Origin of the sequence: Paraburkholderia acidisoli (genome assembly GCF_009789675.1) — a bacterium.
GTDB lineage: Bacteria > Pseudomonadota > Gammaproteobacteria > Burkholderiales > Burkholderiaceae > Paraburkholderia > Paraburkholderia acidisoli.
In genome coordinates, this window is record NZ_CP046914.1 from 413260 (window position 1) to 433048 (window position 19789).

Annotated in this window: 16 protein-coding genes; 3 read left to right on the forward strand and 13 right to left on the reverse strand. The window is 66.2% G+C overall.

Translation table 11 applies throughout. From position 1 onward, the window contains the following. Positions 1-17: 17 nt before the first annotated feature. From FAZ98_RS16120 to FAZ98_RS16145, 6 genes are all read right to left on the reverse strand, one after another. A complete protein-coding gene (locus tag FAZ98_RS16120; RefSeq protein ID WP_158952320.1) occupies positions 18-1028 on the reverse strand; it encodes a glutamate cyclase domain-containing protein in 1011 nt (336 codons plus the stop codon). 2 nt (positions 1029-1030) lie between these two features. Then, a complete protein-coding gene (locus FAZ98_RS16125; protein WP_158952321.1) occupies positions 1031-2347 on the reverse strand; it encodes an aminotransferase class I/II-fold pyridoxal phosphate-dependent enzyme in 1317 nt (438 codons plus the stop codon). A 55-nt stretch (positions 2348-2402) separates the two neighbouring features. After that, entirely contained in the window at positions 2403-3410 is a 1008-nt protein-coding gene (locus tag FAZ98_RS16130) for a glutamate cyclase domain-containing protein (protein ID WP_158952322.1), read from the reverse strand. Between the two features lie 17 nt (positions 3411-3427). Continuing rightward, positions 3428-4747 carry an MFS transporter gene (locus tag FAZ98_RS16135; protein WP_199272376.1) on the reverse strand — a complete coding sequence of 440 codons (1320 nt, stop codon included), beginning with the start codon at positions 4745-4747 and terminating at the stop codon, positions 3428-3430. A 71-nt stretch (positions 4748-4818) separates the two neighbouring features. Continuing rightward, positions 4819-6318, reverse strand: coding sequence for an aldehyde dehydrogenase family protein (locus FAZ98_RS16140; RefSeq protein WP_199272377.1), 1500 nt, complete (start codon positions 6316-6318; stop codon positions 4819-4821). A gap of 26 nt (positions 6319-6344) precedes the next feature. Beyond that, positions 6345-7235, reverse strand: coding sequence for an NAD(P)-dependent oxidoreductase (locus FAZ98_RS16145; protein WP_158952323.1), 891 nt, complete (start codon positions 7233-7235; stop codon positions 6345-6347). A gap of 208 nt (positions 7236-7443) precedes the next feature. Between FAZ98_RS16145 and FAZ98_RS16150 the strand changes: the two genes are divergently transcribed. Next, a complete protein-coding gene (locus FAZ98_RS16150) occupies positions 7444-8355 on the forward strand; it encodes a LysR family transcriptional regulator (protein ID WP_158952324.1) in 912 nt (303 codons plus the stop codon). A 255-nt stretch (positions 8356-8610) separates the two neighbouring features. Further along, entirely contained in the window at positions 8611-8952 is a 342-nt protein-coding gene (locus tag FAZ98_RS16155) for a YciI family protein (protein WP_199272378.1), read from the forward strand. Positions 8953-8991: 39 nt separating this feature from the next. Here FAZ98_RS16155 and FAZ98_RS16160 read toward each other — a convergent pair whose 3' ends face one another. The 5 genes from FAZ98_RS16160 to FAZ98_RS16180 all read right to left on the reverse strand — a co-directional run bounded on the left by FAZ98_RS16160 (position 8992) and on the right by FAZ98_RS16180 (position 15330). Continuing rightward, complete coding sequence (locus FAZ98_RS16160) at positions 8992-10293, reverse strand: 2-hydroxyacyl-CoA dehydratase family protein (RefSeq protein WP_158952325.1); 1302 nt, start codon at positions 10291-10293, stop codon at positions 8992-8994. Further along, positions 10290-11462, reverse strand: a complete 1173-nt coding sequence (locus tag FAZ98_RS16165; RefSeq protein ID WP_158952326.1) for a 2-hydroxyacyl-CoA dehydratase subunit D — start codon at positions 11460-11462, stop codon at positions 10290-10292. The genes FAZ98_RS16160 and FAZ98_RS16165 overlap by 4 nt, the downstream gene beginning before the upstream one ends. 45 nt (positions 11463-11507) lie before the next feature. Beyond that, positions 11508-12830, reverse strand: a complete 1323-nt coding sequence (locus FAZ98_RS16170) for an MFS transporter (RefSeq protein ID WP_158952327.1) — start codon at positions 12828-12830, stop codon at positions 11508-11510. Positions 12831-12928: 98 nt separating this feature from the next. After that, a complete protein-coding gene (locus FAZ98_RS16175; protein ID WP_158952328.1) occupies positions 12929-14173 on the reverse strand; it encodes a CaiB/BaiF CoA transferase family protein in 1245 nt (414 codons plus the stop codon). A 56-nt stretch (positions 14174-14229) separates the two neighbouring features. Continuing rightward, a complete protein-coding gene (locus FAZ98_RS16180; RefSeq protein WP_158952329.1) occupies positions 14230-15330 on the reverse strand; it encodes a porin in 1101 nt (366 codons plus the stop codon). 278 nt (positions 15331-15608) lie between these two features. Here FAZ98_RS16180 and FAZ98_RS16185 point away from each other — a divergent pair, with 278 nt between their 5' ends. Next, positions 15609-16301, forward strand: a complete 693-nt coding sequence (locus tag FAZ98_RS16185) for a TetR/AcrR family transcriptional regulator (RefSeq protein ID WP_158952330.1) — start codon at positions 15609-15611, stop codon at positions 16299-16301. Between the two features lie 52 nt (positions 16302-16353). On the opposite strand, the gene FAZ98_RS16190 is transcribed toward FAZ98_RS16185, so the two are convergent. Then, complete coding sequence (locus FAZ98_RS16190) at positions 16354-18231, reverse strand: feruloyl-CoA synthase (protein WP_158952331.1); 1878 nt, start codon at positions 18229-18231, stop codon at positions 16354-16356. Between the two features lie 95 nt (positions 18232-18326). Beyond that, a complete protein-coding gene (locus FAZ98_RS16195; RefSeq protein ID WP_158952332.1) occupies positions 18327-19778 on the reverse strand; it encodes an aldehyde dehydrogenase in 1452 nt (483 codons plus the stop codon). Positions 19779-19789: the final 11 nt, after the last annotated feature.

Sequence of the window (19789 nt, forward strand, 5' to 3'; positions counted from 1 at the left end):
GAAGGCGTCCAGCGCGCTTATTTGAAAGCCGGCGCGATGATCGTCGAGATCAGTTGCGCAACGGCGAGATGCGTGGCCTCGGGAATGCCGTCCACATTGCCGTCGATCACGTTCGCCACGGAGTTGATCAGGCCGATATCCACGCCACGACGCAGCAACGCCGCTTCCATCGCAGGGCTATGCGCGAGCGCCGCCTTGTTGCTGCGGGCCGCATAAGCCCCCGCAATGGCATAGCAGCCCCAGTTCGAGCACGCCGCCGTCACGAGGACGTCCGCGCCTGTTACGGCGCCAATGCCCGCGCTGCCGTCCGGTCGCTGGTCGCCGAACTTCACATGGCTTTTGACCGCCTCCGCCACCACGCCCATGCCGATCTCGTTGCCGCCGTCGCCCACGGCGACCGTGGGAATCTTGCGCTCGATGGCTTCGTCGAACAGATAGTCGATACGGGCGCGCCCCATGCCATAGTCGATCCCGCGCATGCTGCAATAAATGCCGTCAGCATTGCGGCCCACACGTTCGGTCGAAAAGAACAGCGCGGGCCGATACTTTTCGATGAGCGCGGCGGCCGCCCGCTTCGCCGGCTCGTCCTCCACGGGAAACGCTTCGACGCACACCACGGCGAGGCTGCCGTCGTCACGGGCAAGCTTCGCCTGTTCGTACGGCAAAACCGTGAGGCCCGCGCTCGTGAGAATGGCCGCCGTGGTGTCGATCAGCGTTGCCTCGACAAAAGCGATGCACAACGCGTGCTTCGAAAGCGACAAGGCGCGCACCACGGCCGCGAGGCCCGCCGGGCCGTCGTTTTCGCCAATGGAAGGCGAGATCCACGCGCGCGACACCGAGCCCGTCGTGACGAATACGTTGGCTTTGTCAGGAATGCTCAGCAACGCATCGGCTGCCGCGCCGACGAGCGAACCGCCCTGCCGCGCGCGCGCGGCGCGATACAGCTGCTCCACGCCCCGGCCGCCGAGGTCGAGCGATACGAGAGCGTCGAGGCGGTCGTCGATTTGACTGAATGCGGGGTTGCCCATGATTATTTCCCGATGACGAGTTGAGCGACGGCATCGCGATCATGGATGATCGACGCGACCTTCTCGAGCGACTTCATGACCGCGGCGACCACGGCGTCGAAACCGCCGGTGCGGCCGAGCGCGTCGAGCGTAGGCTTGAGCCGCAGCGACACGCGCGCGCCCGGTTGGCCGTGCGTGTTCACCGTGAGGATGCCGTGGTCTTCGAGCAGCACCATGCCGAGCGCCGAAGTGGCCTCGCAAGGCACGACGACCGGTTTTTCGTTCTCGCGGCCCGCGAGCTTCAGCAGCACGCGCAACACGGCGTCTTCCTCAACCATCGGTCCCAGGTCGCTGCGCTGCACCAGGCCGGCGCCCAGCTTCTGCGCGAGCGCTTCGGCCAGCTTCTGGCCCGCCGCTGACTCTTCCCGCAAGTCCTCGGGCTGATACTTCTGCAACGAGCGCAGCACCGCGGCGGAGATCGGCGCGCGCGCTTCCATGCCGTATTCGGCGCCCCTGGCCGCCGCCGCCGTCACGAGGTCCGCGCGGCCGACCAGCACGCCGGCTCGCGGCCCCGAGAGTCCCGCCTTGTCGCAATTCGTCACGGCGATATCGGCCCCCAGTTGCAGGCTCAGCCGGCCACCGTGCAACACCGTGCGCAGCCGCGCGCCGTAAGCCTCGTCGAGAAACACTTTGGCGCCGAGCGCGTGAGCGAATTGCACGACCTCCAGCGTCACGTGGTCTTCGAGCCGCTCCAGGCTGCTCGTGACCGTGGTGACCACGACCAGCGCGGGGCGCTGCGCCTCGACAACTTTCAGCCACTCATTGTTGCCCTGAACCTCATGCACGGCGACACCGGCGAGCTTCGCGCCGCGAATGACGGACGCATGCGAACGGCCTTTCGGCGGAACCACGGAGACAATGGGCTTGCCGTCGGCGAGCGCGGCGATGGTGGCGACGATACCGGCACTGGTTCGATTGAAAATGGCGACGGCATCGTCGCCGCGACCGCCCATGTGGCCGATCGCGACCTGGCGCAGTTCCTCCGCCGCGAGCCCGGGGCCGACCCATTCCTCGCAAAGCGTGGCGATATCGTCGGCGTGAATGGGGAAATCGCGCTGATTGCCGGTAAATACGCCGATGGAGGCGGCGCCCAGCAGCTTCACGCGTTTCGCGGCCACGGCCTGGCCATGGCGCAGGCGCAGCGCCTCGTCGATGCTCGAGCGGATGATGCTGCCGCGCGCGAAGCCCACGGTCGGGTCGACCGGATTGCCAAAGCTGTCGGTCTTGACCGAGGCAGCGGTCGAAGGAATCTGTGCCTTCGTGTCCTTAACGTCACTCATTTCGTACACCTATCAAGTCTAAAAAGGGCGCTGCGAGAGGCGGTTTGCGTATGCGCTATTCGCTGGCGACCGCGACGATGCTTCTGAGCAGTTCCACGAACGACGTATGGCCCTCCCAGTTGATGCCGTCCACGGCAATCTCGGCCTTCGAAGTCGCGCCGTCACGCGCGCCCGCGTCGACGGTCGCCTTGATGAGCGCATATTCGAGTGGCGGCGTGTGCAGAATCTCCGCGTTCCCCTGTCGCGCGGCGAGCGCGGCGGCAATGCCATACGCGCCCCAGTTCGATACCGAGGCACTCACCACCACGTCGGTTGCCGTGACGGTCACGACGCCGGAGGCGTGACCCGCGAGCGACTTGCCGCCGAGCGGATGCACGGCCGTAATCGCGTCGCGCACCGCGCCGAATCCCACTTCGTTGCCGCCGTCGCCAATGCCGATCGAAAGCACGCCGCGCTCACGCGCCATCTCGGCGAGCAAATACACGTGCCCCACGTCCCCGGGGTTGCGGCAATCGCCGCGAACGCCGTGAAAGAAGCCTTCCTTGTTCGGCCCGTCGCGCTCCACGAACACCACCGCTGCCGGACGGTGCGCGTTCATGAGCGCTTCGGCGGCCGCCCTACCCGGTTCGAGGCCCAACGGAAACGACACCACGGTCACGGCGTCGCATCCGTCTCGTTCCCGCAGCTCCGCGTTGACGACCTCGGCGACCGCCGCCACCGGCGCCGCATGCGCCGCTTCCGTTACGAGCATCACGCGCACGCCGAAGGCGAGGATCAACGCGCGCGCCAGCACCGCGGCACCCACGGGGCCATCGGTTTCGCCTTGCGGCAGCTTCGGCGCGACACCGGCGCCCGTGGCGATCAACACCGTGCCGCCGCGCGACAGCACCGTGGCGAGGCGCCGCGCCGCCAGCGAACTCAGCGGCTCGCCGTGATACGCGCGACAAACCTCGTACATCGGCACCACGAAGCCCGCGGGCAAGCCGCCGTTCAGCGGGCGGATTTCCACCGTCATCAGGCGGTCGATGCGTTCGCCCGTGCGCTGTTCATTCGTTGTGGTCATGGCGATTCCCGGCAGGCTCAACGGTCGATGGGTTCGCGGAACGTCTCTTTGACGAGCAGCACGCAAACCAGCGAAACGATGGCCGCCACCACCACGTACCAGGACACCGCCATCGAGTTGCCGCTGCGTGCCACGAGCCACGCGGCGATCAGCGGCGTCGGGGCGCTGGAGACGATGCCCGACAACTGATAGGCCGTGGAGGAACCGCTGAAGCGATAGCGCGTGGGGTACTGTTCGGCGTAAATCACGCCGTGCAGCGAACCGGTCGAGGCGTGCCCGATGCCGAGACCCAGTGCGAGCGCCACCGTAATCAGCACGGGATTGCCGGTATCCAGCAGCCAGAACAGCGGGAACGCATAGACCGCGAAGAACAGCGCGCCGAAGCCGTACACCACCTTGCGGCCCACCTTGTCGGAAAGCCAGCCGAACACCGGCTGCATGAAGAGATCGACGCCCGCCGCGATCAGCAGGCCGGTCGAGGCCACGCTACGCGGCAGATGCAGCTTGGTCGTGATGTAGGTCAGCGCGTAGACCGTAATCAGGAAGTAACCGACGTTCGCCACCGTCTGGAAGAACACCATGATGAGGGTCTTTTTCTTCTCGTTTTTCCAGACCTCCAGAAGCGGGGCGCGCGACACGTTGCCCGACGCCTTGATCTTCTCGAAGCTCGGCGGCTCGCTCACCTGCAGCCGGATATACATGCCGACGCACAGCAATGCGAGGCTGAAGACGAACGGCAGGCGCCAGCCCCACGAAAAGAACTGATCGTCGGGCAGTGCCGAAACCAGCGCGAACGCGCCAGTCGACACGAGCAAACCGGCGGGCACGCCCATCTGCATGGTTGCGCCGAACAAGCCGCGCCGGCCGTCGGGCGCATGCTCGACGGACATGAGCGCGGCGCCGCCCCACTCGCCGCCCAGGGCGAAACCCTGCACCACGCGCAATGCGATCAGCAGGCCGGGGCTCCAGTAACCCACGGCGTTATACGAAGGCAGAAAGCCGATCGCCGCGGTGCACAGGCCCATCACGAGCAGCGTGAACACCAGCATCTTCTTGCGGCCCATGCGGTCGCCGAAGTGACCGATGACCATGCCGCCGAGCGGGCGAAGAATGAACGCAACCGCGAACGACGCCATCGAGGCCAGCGTCGCCAGTTCCGGCGTCAGCTCGTTGAAGAACACCTTCGGAAACACCAGCGCGGCCGCCGTTCCGTACAGGAAGTAGTCGTACCATTCGACCGTCGTGCCGATAAACGAGCTTAGCGCCGCTCGGGTCGACGTCGCACGCGACGCTTCGTGCGTCGCGTCCGTGGATGCTGCGAGATTTGCACTCATCATTTCACTCCAAACCCGGTGTGGTATCGGTTAGTGGCGACCCGGTCGTTGCCGGGCCGCCTTCTGGTTGCGCGTCAGACGTTGATCGTCACGCTCTTGCGCGAGGTATAGGCTTCGAGCGCGCCTTCGATGGAGTACTCCGCGCCGATACCGCTCTGCTTCGCGCCGCCGTACGACATGCCGGGAATCTGACCGCCCGCGCGATTCACCTGCAGCCAGCCCGCGTCGATCTGTTCGGTTGCCTTCAGCGCCTTCGTGATGTCGTTGGTGAAGACATAGGCGGCGAGACCGTACACCGTGTCGTTGGCCCAGCGGATGACTTCTGCTTCGTCCGACCAGGGAATCGCCACCAGCACCGGGCCGAACACCTCTTCGCGCGCCACGCGCCAGCTGTTGTCGACGCCCGCGAAAATTACGGGCTCGGGGAAGAAGCCCTGCGCGTCTTCGAGCGCGGGCGGCAACGAGCCGGTCAGCACCTGCGCGCCCGCGTCGATCGCTTCCTCGATGAAGGCGCGAATTTCCGCATAGCGCTCGGCATTCACGATCGCGCCGATATCGCTGGCTTCGTCGAGCGAATCGCCGATCTTCAGTTCCTTGACCTTCGCGACGAGCTTCGTCATCACGACATCCCAGACGTCCTTGTGCACGTAGAGGCGCGAGCCGGCCGTGCAGGACTGGCCCTGACGCGCGAAGCGCATGGCGTTGATGATGCCCGTGACCGTGGCATCGACATAGTCCGGCGTGGCCGCATCCGGATAAACGATGCAGGGGCTCTTGCCGCCGAGTTCGAGCGTGGCGTGACCAATGCGGTCCGCGACGGCGTGGCCGACCAGTTTGCCGACTTCGAGCGAGCCCGTGAACGAGACCTTGGCGACGTTCGGATGCGCGGCCAGCGGCGCGCCCGCGTCGATGCCCGTGCCCGTGACGACGTTGAACACGCCCGCCGGGAACAGGCCGGTCGCGAGTTCCGCGATCTTGATGACGGCGAGCGGCGCGTCCTCGGCCGGCTTGAGCACCAGCGTATTGCCAGTGCCGAGCGCCATGCCGATCTTCACCGCCGCGAGGATGACCGGCGAGTTCCACGGGATGATGGCGCCGACCACACCCAGCGGCTCGCGCGTGGAATAGCTGAAGAGACCGGGACCCAGCGGCAGCGTTTCGCCCTTCTGCTCGGCGACGACACCGCCGTAATAGCGCAGCACTTCCGCCGCGCCCAGCACTTCCGGACGGCTCTGCGTACGCAGCGCGTTGCCGCTTTCCGCCGCCAGCACGCGCGCGATTTCCTCGGCATGCGCCGTCACGCGATTGCCCAGTTCCGTCAACAAGGCGCCGCGTGCCCGCGACGCGAGACGTCGCCATGCGGGGAATGCGGCGGCGGCGGCGGCCACGGCGGCGGCCACGTCGGCGGCGTCGCTGGCGCCGATGGTGGCGAACACTTCGCGGCGCGACGGATTCTCGATGTCGAGCGTGTTGCCGCTGGCCGGCGTGCGCCATTCGTTGTTGATCAGCAGACCGGTGATGCCGGCTTTCGGGAGAACGACTTCAGCAGCGAGATTTTCGGTACGGGAATTCACGATCTATCCTTCGGGGGTCGGTCAAGTTACTCGGCAGCCGGCAGGCTGAGTCGCACGCCGAGCAGTTCTTCATAGATTTCGTTCACGCTGGTCGAGTCCTTGCCGCCGAGACCCTTGGCGCGCGCCGCGTTATAGGTTTGCAGAACGAGCTGGCCGAGCGGCATCGGCAGATTCGAGAACTCGTCGAGGCAGAGCTTGATGTCCTTGTGCATCAGGTCGATCGCAAAGTTCGCGGGACGCGCCTGCGTGAACAGCGTTTTCGGCAGGTAGTCGAGCATCTTGCTGCCCGCCAGGCCCGCGGTGAGCACGTCGCACAGCACGTCGAGCTTCGCGCCCGCCTTCACGCTGGCCGTCAGAACCTCGCCAAGCGCCACGGTGTTGATCGCCGTGAGCAGGTTGTGGCTGAGCTTGGTCAGCTGGCCCGCGCCCGTTTCGCCGCAATGGACGACGCGCCCCGCGAGCACGTCGAAAACCGGCTTCAGCTTTTCGATGACGTCCGCCGCACCGCCCACCATCAGCACCAGCTTGCCGTTTTCCGCGCCGAGCACGCCGCCGCTCACCGGCGAGTCGACGAACGAGACGTGTTTTTGCGCCGCGACTGCCGCGATTTCCTTCGTCGTGGCCGGATCGACGGTGCTGAAGTCGACGACGATGGCGCCTTCCGCCGCGGTCTTCAGCACGCCTTCCGGACCGGTGACGGCGTCGCGGAGCGTCTTCGGGCTCGGCAGGCTCAAGAGGATGCGCTCGGCGTCGAGGGCGGCCTCGGCCGGGCTCTTCGTCGCGATCGCGCCTTGTGCGGCCAGGGCGTCCATGGCGGCCTGGCTCGGATCGAACACACGGACCTGATGGCCCGCGGCAACCAGACGGGCGGCCATGCGTCCACCCATGCGACCGATACCGATAAATGCAACCTTCATTTCCACTTCCTCCGACGAATTCAATTTAGTTGAACGGGCAGACCCACTAACCCCATGATTACCAAGGGATTTCCCTAGTCATCGTGATGTGTGGCTGCCTGTGACGTGACTATAGGAAGACAAAATAAGGAAAAAAAGACGACACTTTTTGACGCCATAGGAAGAAATTGCTTACCATTCGCGTCAGTCCAACCGGGAAACTGCGCGCATGCTCAACCTCAGCCGTCTGCGTCTACTGCACGAGCTTTCCGTGCTCGGGACGATTTCCGCCGTCGCGGACGCGGTCCACCTGACCCGCCCCGCGGTATCGCAACAGCTGGCGCAACTCGAGGACGAACTGGAGACGGTATTGATCGAGCGCTCCGGACGCGGCGTGCAGTTGACGCCCGCCGGCCGGCGTCTGGTCGCGCGGGCCACGGGGCTGTTCGAGCTGGTCGAGGAGATCGAGGCGGAAGTCGCGGCGGCGAACGTGGAAGTCAGCGGCGAAGTGCGGCTCTCCGCATTCGGTTCGCTGGCGAGCAGCGTCGTGCCGCACGCGATGAAAATACTGCTGGAACAGCATCCGCAACTGCACATTCAGTTCACGGAACTGGAACCGTCCGAAGGGCTTCGGGCGGCGGCCGCGAAACAAACCGACATTGCGATCGTCGACGACCTCGTGAGCGCGGAAGCGCTGGCCAACGTGCTCGAATTCCAGCCGCTGTGCGTCGACCATTTCGATGCCGTGGTGGCTTCCGGCCACAAGTTAGCAGGCCGAAAGAATATTCAGTTGTCCGATCTGGCGCATGAACGATGGGCGTTGAACCAGTCGGCGGCGACCTATCACACGTTTCTGATGAACGCTTGTTTTGCGGGCGGATTTACGCCGAAAGTCACGTGCAGCAGCCGAAATACGGCCGTCACGCTGGAGATGGTGAGGACCGGCGGTCTCGTGGCCGTGTTGCCCCGGCTCGGTCTGCGCCGGGTGGAAAACGACGGCGACTTTGCCGTGCTGCCGATCGAACCCGTGCTGAGCCGACGCGTTTTTACCGCGCTTCCGAAGGGCACGGCAAAACGTCCGGCGGTCGCAGCCGTGCTCGACGCGCTGCTGCTCGCGGCGAACGAAGCCAGCGACGCTTGACGAGAAACGAGGTTGAGCGTGGCGAGGGGATGGCTGTTGTCGGCTTGAAACGATCAATCGGCTACGTAACCGGCATGGTTGAAAACCAGTACGTATATTCGAGCGGTTGTCGGCCAGCGAGGCCCGAGAGATTCCCATTCTCTCCGTCTGTTCCATCCCTCCCATTCGCGCGAAGCGCCGAACGTTTGGTCAATGACAGGTTCACGCGAGAGAATACCGACTCGGCGGCGCTTGCCGCATGCGGAGGATCGAGCGATGACGACATACCTGATCTCGTTTCCGGCGCGGGCAATGCACGTTCCGGCCGAGGACCTCGCCGCCGTGGCGGACGCCGCGCACGCAGTCATGCGAGAGGCCAAAGCGGCGGGCGTGTACGTGTTCGGCGGCGGCATCAATGCCGCCGTGGCGCCGCTCAGGGTAGCCGCGGACGGCACGGTCACGAACGAAACCTGGCCCGAGACGAAGGCGCTGGACGGCGGCTTCTGCGTGCTGCAACTCCCGTCGCGCGACGCCGCCATCCAGTGGGCCGCGAAAATCGCCGCCGCCTGCCGCTGCGCGCAGGAACTCCGCGAGTTCGGGGACGATCCCGAGCGCTGAGGCAGCGCGCGCTCAATCTACCGCCACGCGAGCCGCGCTTCAGCAAAACGCCTTGCGCAGCGCCCGGGTTTCGATGAACGCCTCCACGCGCTGCGTCATGGCCGCGTCGTCCCACTGGCGCGAATCGACCATATTCGCTTCGAGTTCGACCACGGGCAGGCCCGCCGCTTCGAGCACGCGCGCCGTATGCCGCGTGCCGAACGCCGAAAGACGATCGTTCTTCGGCACCAGCATCACCGCGCCATGCACGCCCCAGCGCCTGGCCTGCTCCACGATCCACTCGCTCATCCAGCCCGGCAGATGCAATTGCTCGTTCATGCTCACGTGCCGCGCCGCCAGTGCCCGCATCGGGTCGCCGGAAAAATACTTTCGGTAGCCATCCGAAAGAAAATCCGAGTACATCGACCACACGAACGTCGCGCCGTACTTCGCTTCGAACTTGCGATAAAAGCCCGTGTTGTGCCAGAGGCCGTTGTTCAACCACAGCAAACGCACGCGCTCGTCGGGACAGAAAGCATCGTTCGCGGCCACGCGCTGCGCCACTTCGTCGCGATACCGTGAGAGAAAATCCACCGACCATTGCGAGCCGCGATGCCATGTTGCGGTCATCACCGTGCCCAGTTGTTCGGGCAAGGGCACGACACTGCGCGGCGCGCTCGCGAGCAGATCGCGCACCTCGGCGACCAGTTCGCCCGCGCGATTGATGCGATGCATCTGGCGCGCGAATTCGGCTTCGTCGAACGTGCGTCCGCTCAGGGTCTCGGCAAAGCGGATCAGGCCTTCGAGCTGTTCGACCTGAAAATCGAGCCGGTGGGTTTCGTATAGCGCTTCCCAGTCGCGCATGCCGCGTTCGAACCAGCGCAGGTCGAGATGCGTGGACGAAGGCGCGTCGAGCACGTAATGCGGCACGCCGAACGCCCTCGCCCACTTTTCGGTGATGCGCTGCGCGTAGTCGCCACGCAGGCGCTCCAGCACGAACAGCGGTTTCGGCAAGCCACCGTATGGCGCGCTGGCGGGATCCGCGTCGAGCGTGCAGGCGAGCGGCAAGCTCGTGTAGCGCGGCAACGCGTCGTGATAGCCGAGCCGGTCCATCACGTCGAAGTAATGCGGCGCCATCTGCTTCGCGGAAATGATCGACGAGTACCACACGTCCGACACCACGGGAATGCCGAGCACGTCGAGGATTTCGTGCGGCGTGACCGCGCCCGCCACCACATAAGGCCGGTTCTCTTCGAGCACGCCGCGACGGAATTCGGCGAACCACTGCTTCTGATGATCGCGGCCGAGCTGCGTCGTGCCGAGCGGCCGATAGTCGTTGCGAGTTTTTTCCGGTGCGCTCATCGAACGGCTCCCACGGGTTGAGCGCCTGGGCGCAATGCGTCGATAAAAGCGGCCACCTGCGCGCGCACTTCCGCGTTGGGCACTTCGCCATAAGGTTGTTCGAGCAGACGCAGCGAGGGCACGCCGAGCGCGTCGAGCGCCGCTTTCTGATCGGGATAATCCCAGCCGAGCACGTCGTCGTTCGCCTCGTACCAGAAGATCACGCCATGCGCGTGCGCGGCCTGGATCGCCTCGATAAAGCGTGCGTCGTCCCCGGCTTGCGGATAGCGGCGCAGGCTCGGCGAGCGCAGCTGGTAACGATGCGCGATGGCATCGAGCGGCGCGAGACCGCTGTCGAATTCGCCGCCAACGGCCAGTTGACCGCCGAGATGTTCGTCGCCGACGATCACCGCGCCGCACGCTTCGACCACGCGGTAAAACGCGTCCGAGTCGTGCGCCGAGCCCTTTACGACGAGGCGCGGCCCGTCGTGAGCGGGCAATGCGTTGCGCTCCGCCAGCAGCGCGTCCAATGCCGCCACATGTTGCGCGCGCGGCATCTTGCCCAGCGCATCGACAATCTGCAACGCGGCGGCGCCGCTCATCCTGGCCGGTTGTGCATGCCGCAGCGCCGTCAACGCGTCGAATCGAGCGAGGTGAGCGTTCGCGTCCCGAATCGCCCGCGCGACGGCATCGGCTTCGATCGCCCGCCCGCTCAACGCTTCGAGCCGCGACTTCAGGCGCTCGACCTGATCGCGCACATAGCGCGCCGTCGAGCGATACGGCGTTTGCAACAGGTCGAACAAATGCAGCGGGGGAATCGCGAGTTGCGGCTCGAGCCGTTGCGCTTCGAGCAGGAAGTAATAGAGTTGCAAACCGTTTTCCGACGTGCGCGGCATCACCACCAGGTCGTACGCGGCATAGTCGCCGCGCAGAAACTGCTCGAACAGGGCGCGCGCGGCGCCGTCGAAGCAGGCGTCGAGAAAACGGTCGGCGTGCGGCAGCGTGGCGTGCCGGCGCGGCGTCAGCCGGCGCGGCACGCAACCCGCCGCCTCGATCAATTCGACCGGCACGTTCAGCGAGACGTAGCCCACCGTGTTGGCGCCCGGCACGGCGCCTTCGACCGTATCGGTCGCGGCGAACGCGGCGAGCCGGGCATCCGGCGCGAGCGGCGTGGAAAGGAGTTCAGTCATGTCATTCACGAAAACGAGGCATTCAGATCGATATCACCGCGCGCTTCAACCGCGCGCGCCCGCACCGTCGCCGGTGGGACCGTCGGCGCGGCGCGCGCGCAAGGCCAGCGCGAGCAGCAACGCGCCCAGCAGCAGCACGACGGCGAGGAAGTACGCGACATCCGCGAACGAGCCCGTGCTCTGCCGGATCCAGCCGATCACGTTCGGCCCGAGCAGGCCCGCGAGATTGCCGCAGAGATTGATGAAGGCGAAGCCGCCGGCCGCCGCGGCGCCCTTCATGAAGTCCATCGGCACGGCCCAGAACACGGCCTGCGCGGCGCCCAGGCCGATCAAGCCCAGCAGCAGCATCGCGTAGGCGCTCGCACCGCCGCCCACCACCACCGAAGCGGCCAGGCCGAGCGCGCCCACGAGCGTCGGCAGCACGACGTGCCAGAGGCGCTCCGCGTGCCGGTCCGAGTGCCGCGCGTTGAGCCACATCGCCACGCCCGCGAACACCCACGGCGTGGCCGCGAGCACCGCCACCGTGAAGTCGCCGAAATTCGACAGATGCTTGATGGCTTGCGGCAGCCAGAAAATCACGCCATAGACGCCCATCGTCAGCGCGAACCACGCGCCGGCGCACGCCCACAGGCGCAAGCTGCCCGCCGTGCGCGGCAAGGCGCGCACGCGTTCCGTGCTATGCGCGTGCTGCGTGCGGGTGGCGGCATCGTCGTCGAGTTTCGCCAGCAGCCATGCGCGTTCCGCCTCGTTCAGCCAGGCGGCGTCGCGCGGCGTCTCGGGCAGTTTCAGCAGCGTGTAGATGCCGAGCAGCACGGGCACGAGCCCTTCGGCAACGAACATCCATCGCCAGCCGGACAAACCGCCAAGCGTGTGCGTCGACGTCATGAGCCAGCCCGAGAGCGGCGCGCCGATCACGATCGACACGGCAATCGCGATCGTGTTCTTCGAGGTCACGCGCGCCCGGTAACGCGCGGGAATCCACACGCTGTAGTAGTACAGCGTGACCGGCGCGAAGCCCGCCTCCGTCACGCCCAGCAGAAAGCGCAGCACGTAGAACTGCGTGGGCGTGTGCACGAGCGACATGCCCGCCGCCGCGAGTCCCCACGCGATGCTCATGAGGCCGAGGCACACGCGCACGCCGTAGCTGCGCGCCGCCATCGCAATGGGAATCTGGAACAGCAGATAGCTGACGAAAAACATGCCCACGCCGAAGCCGTACACACGCGGCGTGAAACCCAGCTCGGCGTTCATCTGCAACGCCGCGAAGCTCACGTTGACGCGATCGATCGAGTTCAGGATGAACAGCAGAAAAATCAGCGGCACGATACGCCAGACCACCTTGCGCATAACATCGACATCGGTTTGCATCTGTCTCCTCCGATGATCGGGCCGGTCATGTTCGACGTTGCGCGTGGATTGCGTCTCTTGTCGATGCGGCCCAGAACGGTTTGATAGGTTGCCGTGCGCTAGATCACGGCGCGCGCGGCCAGCTCGCGCAACTGGTCGTCGCTCAGGCCCAACAGCTCGGCGTACACCGCCGCGTTGTGTTCGCCCAGTTGCGGCGCGGGCCGGTCGAATCCCGTGAACGCACCCGACATGCGGATCGGCAAACCGGTCACCACCACGTCGCCCGTGTCGCCGAACACGGGGTGTTCGAGCCGCGTGGTCTCGCCGCGCCGCAGCGCGCGCGTGTCGCGCACCGCTTCGCCCGGCGTGCGCACGGCACCGCAAGGCACGCCGAGCGCGCCGAGCGTGTCCACCACCTGCGCCGTTGGCACGCGCGACGTCCATGCCTCCACCCGCGCATGCAGTTCGTCGGCGTGTTTGACGCGCTGGTCGCGCGAGCTGAAACGCGCGTCGCGCGCGAGTTCCGGCGCGCCCATCGCGCCGAACAGCGCCGCGACGAACTTGTCGGTGGGCGAACAGATCGCCACGTGCCCGTCGGCCGTGGCGAACACGCCGAACGGCGCGAGGCGCGTGAGCGTATTGCCGGTGCGTGTGGATTGGCCGAGCCGCTCCATCACGTCCGACTGCTCGCACGCCACCACGCTCGTGAGCGCGCCGAGCAGCGAAACGTCGACATGCTGGCCGCGCCCCGTGCGCTGCGCCTGCAACAGCGCCGCCAGCGTGCCGATGGTCGCGTACAGCGGCGCGGACAGATCGCCGATCGGCACGCCCACGCGCACCGGCGCGTCGCCCGCGAGCCCCGAGGTCAGCATGAGGCCGGAGAGCGCCTGCACGATGGTGTCCATCGCGCGATTCTGGCCGCCGAGTTCGTCGGCGCCGAAACCGCTGATCGACGTGTACACGAGGCGCGGATTCACCTGCGCGAGCGTCGCATAGCCAATGCCCAGCCGGTCGGCCGTGCCCGCGCTGTAGTTTTCGACCACGGCGTCCGCGTGGCGCGCGAGATCGACAAACATCGCGCGGCCTTCCTCGCTTTTGAGGTTCAGCGTGACGCCGAGCTTGTTGCGCCCGCGTTCGAGCAGCGAGAGGGAAAGATCGCCGGCGTCGCGCTTTTGCAGGGTCACGCCGTCGCGCCCGAGATAAGGGGCGTTGTTGCGCATCGTGTCCGGGTTCGACGGATTCTCGATCTTGATGACGCGCGCGCCGAGCCCGGCAAGCAGCAAGGTGGCGTAAGGGCCGGCGAGCGCGGTGGTGAGGTCGAGAATGGTGAGTCCTTCGAGCGGACGAGGCTGGGCTGCATTCATGTATTTCAGTGTGCCGATGCTGTGGTGAACCCGGTTGGCGCGGTCTTCATGCCTCGCTAGAAGCGATGGCGGATACCGACGCGAAAGACGCCTTGCGTGTTGCCGCTCGACGCGTCGTTGGTGGCGGGAAACGCGAACGCAACGGTGTTCGCGCCCGTCACGCGCTGATACGTGAAGCCGGTGTAGACGTCGGTGCGCTTGGAGAGCGCGTAATCGAGCCCGAGGTCGCCTTCCTGCAAACGTCCCTTGGCGTTGGCGGAGTCGCGCGTGTAGACGAGCGTGTAGTCCGCGCCGACACTCAACGCGGGCGTGATGCGGTACGACGCGCCCGCCGTGTAGAGATTCGACTTGTTCGCGAGACTTTCGGCGCGCGAATAGGTGTAGAGCGCGAACACGCGAGTCTTGTCGTCGATGTTGAAATACGCGCCGATACCCGCCGTCTTCACGCCCGAGGCGCTCGAGAGCCACGGCGAGAGCAGCGGCGAGAACTCGGGGTTGTGGTCGTTCGTATAGACCGCATCGACGGAAAACCGCGTGTTCGTGTAGCCCAGCGTGAAGCTCTGCACGTTCTTCGCGCCGGGATGCCCCGCCACGCCGCCGAGCGCATACATCGCGCCCACGTTGAAGCCCGCGAACTGGCCGAGATAGCGGATCGAGTTGTTGACCTTCACGCCGTCGAGCCGGTTGTCCACGCCATAGGTGTGCGCGGAGCCCGCCATGCCGCCCGAGACGTTGACGATGCCCGAGTAGAAACCGAGGTCGTACATGAAGTCGAACTGACGGCCGAGACGCACTTCGCCCCAATGCCCCGCCAGACCGACGGTAGCGTTGCGGCTGAATTCCAGGCCCTGGCTCGCCGTGCCGTTTTCCAGGAAGAAGCCGCTTTCCAGCGTGAAGACGGCGCGCAAGCCGCCGCCGAGATCTTCCGAACCGCGCAAGCCCCAGCGGTTGGGTTGCAGCACGCTGCTCGTGAGCGAATAGAGCGAGCCGCTCGACGTGCCGCTCGCCGCGCGCGTCGTGTAGTTCATGCCGATATCGAGCAGGCCGTAAAGCTGCACGTAACTGCCCGTATCCACGCTTGAAGGCGCGGGCGCTGCCTGCGCCATCGCCAACCCCGAAAACGCCCACGCGCCGAGCGCGCCAAGCCGCTTTTTCATGTCCGCCAGTCTCCGTCGTTGTTGTGTCTGTCTGGCGTTAATTTTTACGCACCGTAAAAACATTGGTCAATCCAGGGTAATCGCTAGCGGACGAACTTCTTGCCGACGCGAGGCGGACTTATCCACGAATTCTGCTCCCGTTCCGTGTCACGGGGAAGAAACTCGAATTGATGACGGTCGCGTCAACGCGCGCGCTGAGTGCGGCCAATTTTTACGATCCGTAAATTTTCCGGCGTGTAAAATATGCGCAGAACGAATCGGTCGGGAGACGAGCGGATATGGGCGAGCGCCTGCAAAAAACGCAGAAGTCGCAGCAGCGGCGGGAAGACATCCTCGCGTGCGCGCGTGAACTCTTCGAGCGCAAAGGCTTTGCGAATACGTCGATCAACGACATCGCACAGGCGTGCGGCATCAAGCGGGAAAACGTCTATTACTACTATCCGAGCCGCGGCGACATCCTGATCGAACTGGTGCGGCCGAACAATCAGGTGCTGGTCGACGGCATGGAGCGCATCCTTGCCGCCAACGTCACGCCGGTCACGCGACTCTTTCTCGCGCTCCAGCACCACATTCGCCTGTTCGACCGCGTAGCGCTCGACACCGTCACGGTGGGCTTGCGCGGCATCGCTCACGACGACCGCCAGTCGGTGCACAAGGAAGTGCGCCCGCTCTACAAGCGCTACGAGGACTGCTGGGTGCAGTTGATCGAGGAAGGCGCGCAGGCGGGCGTGCTGCGCACGATGGACAATCCGAAGCTCGTCGTGTTCGCGATCCTCGGCATGTGCAACTGGCTGACGCACTGGTACGACCCGGCCGGCCCCGTCTCGCTGGACGGCATCGTCGACGTGTTCTTCAATCTGATCGCGGGCGGCCTGGTCGACGCTTCGCGGCTGAAAACGGCGATCGGCAAGGAACTCGCGAACCTGCCGCCCACGCTCCTCGCCACCGCCCACGGCGCCGCGAGCGCGTAACGGCGCTCGGCGCTCGCCGCGCGCCGCGCGCCCGCATCGCGCGATAACGGCTTTATCGCGCCGCGCTTGTCGCCGCGACGATCACCTCCGGATCGTCGCCCGCATACATCGACTCGACCAGCGCTTCGCGATGCTGAAGCACCGCGCGCTGGTTGATCGAGCCTTTGTCGGTGATTTCGCCGCGATCGAGCGACGGCGCTTGCACGAGCAGGCGCAGCCGAGCGACAAACGTGGAACTGCCCGAGGCCTGCGCGTTCAATCGCGCGAGCAGCGAAGCGAAGAACGCGCGCACGGCAGGCGCACTCAACACCTTGTCGAGGTCCGCGTCATCGCCCAGTCCGGCCAACTCGCGACACGCATCGAGCCGCGGAAAAATCATCACGCCCACCTCGTCGCGATTCAGGCCCGTGATCACGGCATCGAGCACATAGGGCGCGCCTTCGCTCACGATACGCGCGCGCATCGGCCCCACGCTCACGAACGTGCCTGAACCCAGCTTGAAGTCCTCCGCGATACGGCCATCGAACGCGAGGCCCACTTCCGGCCGCCCGGGATCGACGAACCGCACGGCATCGCCGGTGCAGTAATAGCCCTCCTCGTCGAACACGGCCGCCGCCTGCGCCTCGCTCGCGCGCCAGTAGCCGCGCATCACGTTCGGGCCGCGAAAACGCACTTCGAGCTTGCCGTCCATGGGCACGATCTTCGTCTCGCAACCCGGCGCGGGCAGACCGACATACCCCGCCCCCGAATACGGCCCCGTGGTGAAGAGGCACGACGGCGCGGTTTCCGTCATGCCGAGCGCGGCCATGATGCGGATCGGCTCGCCGCAGTACTTGAGCGTGACCTGTTCGAGCCGCGCCCAGGCGGCCTTCGACAAACCCGCGCCCGCGAAGAAATACAGGTTCACGCGCGAAAAGAAGCGCTCGCGCAGCGCGGCGTCGGTTTCCAGCGCCATCGTCAGTTCTTCCCAGCCCTTGGGCACGTTGAAGAACACCGTGGGCGCGATCTCGCGCAGGTTGCGCAGCGTTGCCTCGAACTTGCCCGCGACCGGCTTGCCGTCGTCGATATACAGCGTGCCGCCGTTATAAAGCGCGATACCCACGTTGTGACTGCCGCCGAACGTGTGATTCCACGGCAGCCAGTCGACCAGCACGGGCGGCTCGATGCCGAACTGCGGGAACGTTTCGAGCAGCATCTGCTGGTTCGCGCACAGCATGCGGTGCGTGGTGGGCACGGCCTTGGGCAGGCGCGTCGAACCGGACGTGAACAGGAACTTCGCAATGGTGTCGCCATTCACTTCGGCATGCGAAATGTCGATGTCGCGCGGTCGAGTGTCGAGCAAGGTCGAGAGGCGCGTCACGCCGGGCCGCGCCGACGCCGCCGCGCTCACGCGTTCGACATCGGCGGGCAACACCGCGTCGAGCGCTTTCGCGTAGGCGTCGATATCGTCGGCGAACACGAGCCCCGGCGTGAGCAGTTCGACCGCGTGGCGGAGCTTGCCGTAATCGCTCGACAGCAGCGAATACGCGGGCGAAATGGGCGCATGCGGCACGCCCGCATACATCGCGCCGAGCGCCATCTGCATATGTTCGAGGCTGTTGCCCGAGAGGATCAGCAACGGCCGCGCTGCGCTCAGCCCGCGCTGCGAGAGCGCTTCGCCAATCGCGCGCGCATGCGCGAGCATCTGCGCATACGTGATGCCGCGCCACGCGCCCGACGCGTCGCGACGCGCCACCAGCCAGCGGTCCGGATGCGCGCGCGCGCCCTGCTCCAGCCGGTCCGTCAAACGCTCGGGGTACGCGCCGAGCGGCGCGCTGTCTTCGATGTACCAGCTCTCGCCGCGCCGCTCGATGCGCGGCGAAGTCCGCCCGATGGCCACACGCCGGTAACCGGTCGTGCCGCCGCTCGCGTGGCTTTGGTCCGATTCCAAAACCTGTCTCCTCTTCGAGCCGCGTTCGCCTTGATGCGCGCGCGGCGTGTCTCACTCCGGACGATCGACAACCTTCTCGCGACGCTGCGCGCGAGTCAGATCGGATAGTGGCGCGGCCCCGTTTGCACCGTGATCCAGCGCAGATCCGTGAATTCGGCGATGGACGCCTTGCTGCCGAAGCGGCCGTAACCGCTCGCCTTCACGCCGCCGAACGGCATTTGCGCCTCGTCGTGCACCGTTGGCCCGTTGATATGGCAGATGCCCGATTCGATGCGCTTCGCCACGTTCATCGCGCGGCCGATATCGCGGCTGAACACCGCGGCGGAGAGGCCGTATTCGCTGTCGTTCGCCACGGCGATAGCGTCGTCGTCGCCATCCACGCGCTGCACGGTCACGACCGGGCCGAACGATTCGTCGGCGTACAGCTTCATCTCGCGCGTGACGTTTTCGACGATGGCGGGCTGCATGATCGCGCCGGCGATCTCGCAACCGAGCGGCAGCGTCGCGCCCTTCTCGCGCGCGTCGTCCACCAGCGCGCGGATGCGCCGCGCCGAGGCTTCGCTTTCGAGCGTGCCGAGCACGGAACCGGGTTGCGTGGGGTCGCCCGCCTTGAGCGTGCGCGCCTTCGCCACGAGCTTTTCCATGAACGCGTCGGCGACCTTGCGATCGACGATCACGCGTTCCGTCGACATGCAAATTTGCCCTTGATTGAAGAACGCGCCGAAGGCGATCGCCGCCACGGCCGCGTCGAGATCGGCGTCGTCGAGCACCAGCACGGGCGCCTTGCCGCCGAGTTCGAGCAGCGCGGGCTTGAGGTGCCGCGCGGCCAGTTCCGCGACGATGCGGCCCACGCGCGTGGAGCCGGTGAAGTTCACGCGCTTGACGGCGGGATTGGCAACCAGACGTTCGACGATGGCGGGCGCGTCTTCCGCCGAATGCGTGACGACGTTCACGACGCCCTCGCCGAGTCCCGCTTCGTTGAGCACCGCGCCGATCAGCGCATGCACGCCGGGGCAGCCTTCCGACGCCTTGAGCACGACCGTATTGCCGCACGCGAGCGGCATGGCCAGCGCGCGCGTGGCGAGAATCACGGGCGCGTTCCAGGGCGCCATGCCGAGCACGACGCCGCAGGGCTGGCGCACGGCCATCGCGAGACTGCCGGGCACGTCGGACGGAATCACGGCGCCGTCGATCTGCGTGGTCATGGCGGCGGCCTCGCGCAGCATGTTGGCCGCGAGCATCACGTTGAAGCCGTACCAGTTCGCCATCGCGCCGGTTTCAGCCGCGCCCACGGCGATGAACTCGGGCGTGCGGGCGTCCATGCGGTCGGCGGCGGCGAGCAGGCGTTTGCGCCGCTCGGTGGGCGTGAGCGCGGCCCACGCGGGGAACGCGCGCGCGGCGGCGGCCACCGCGGCATCGGCGTCGTCCACCGTGGCGGCGGCGGCGCGCGTGGCGACTTCGCCCGTTGCCGGATTGATGCGATCGAAGGTCTTGCCGCTCGCCGCGGCCCGCGCCGCGCCGCCAATCAGAAGCTGCGTTTCATGCATGGGGTGTCTCC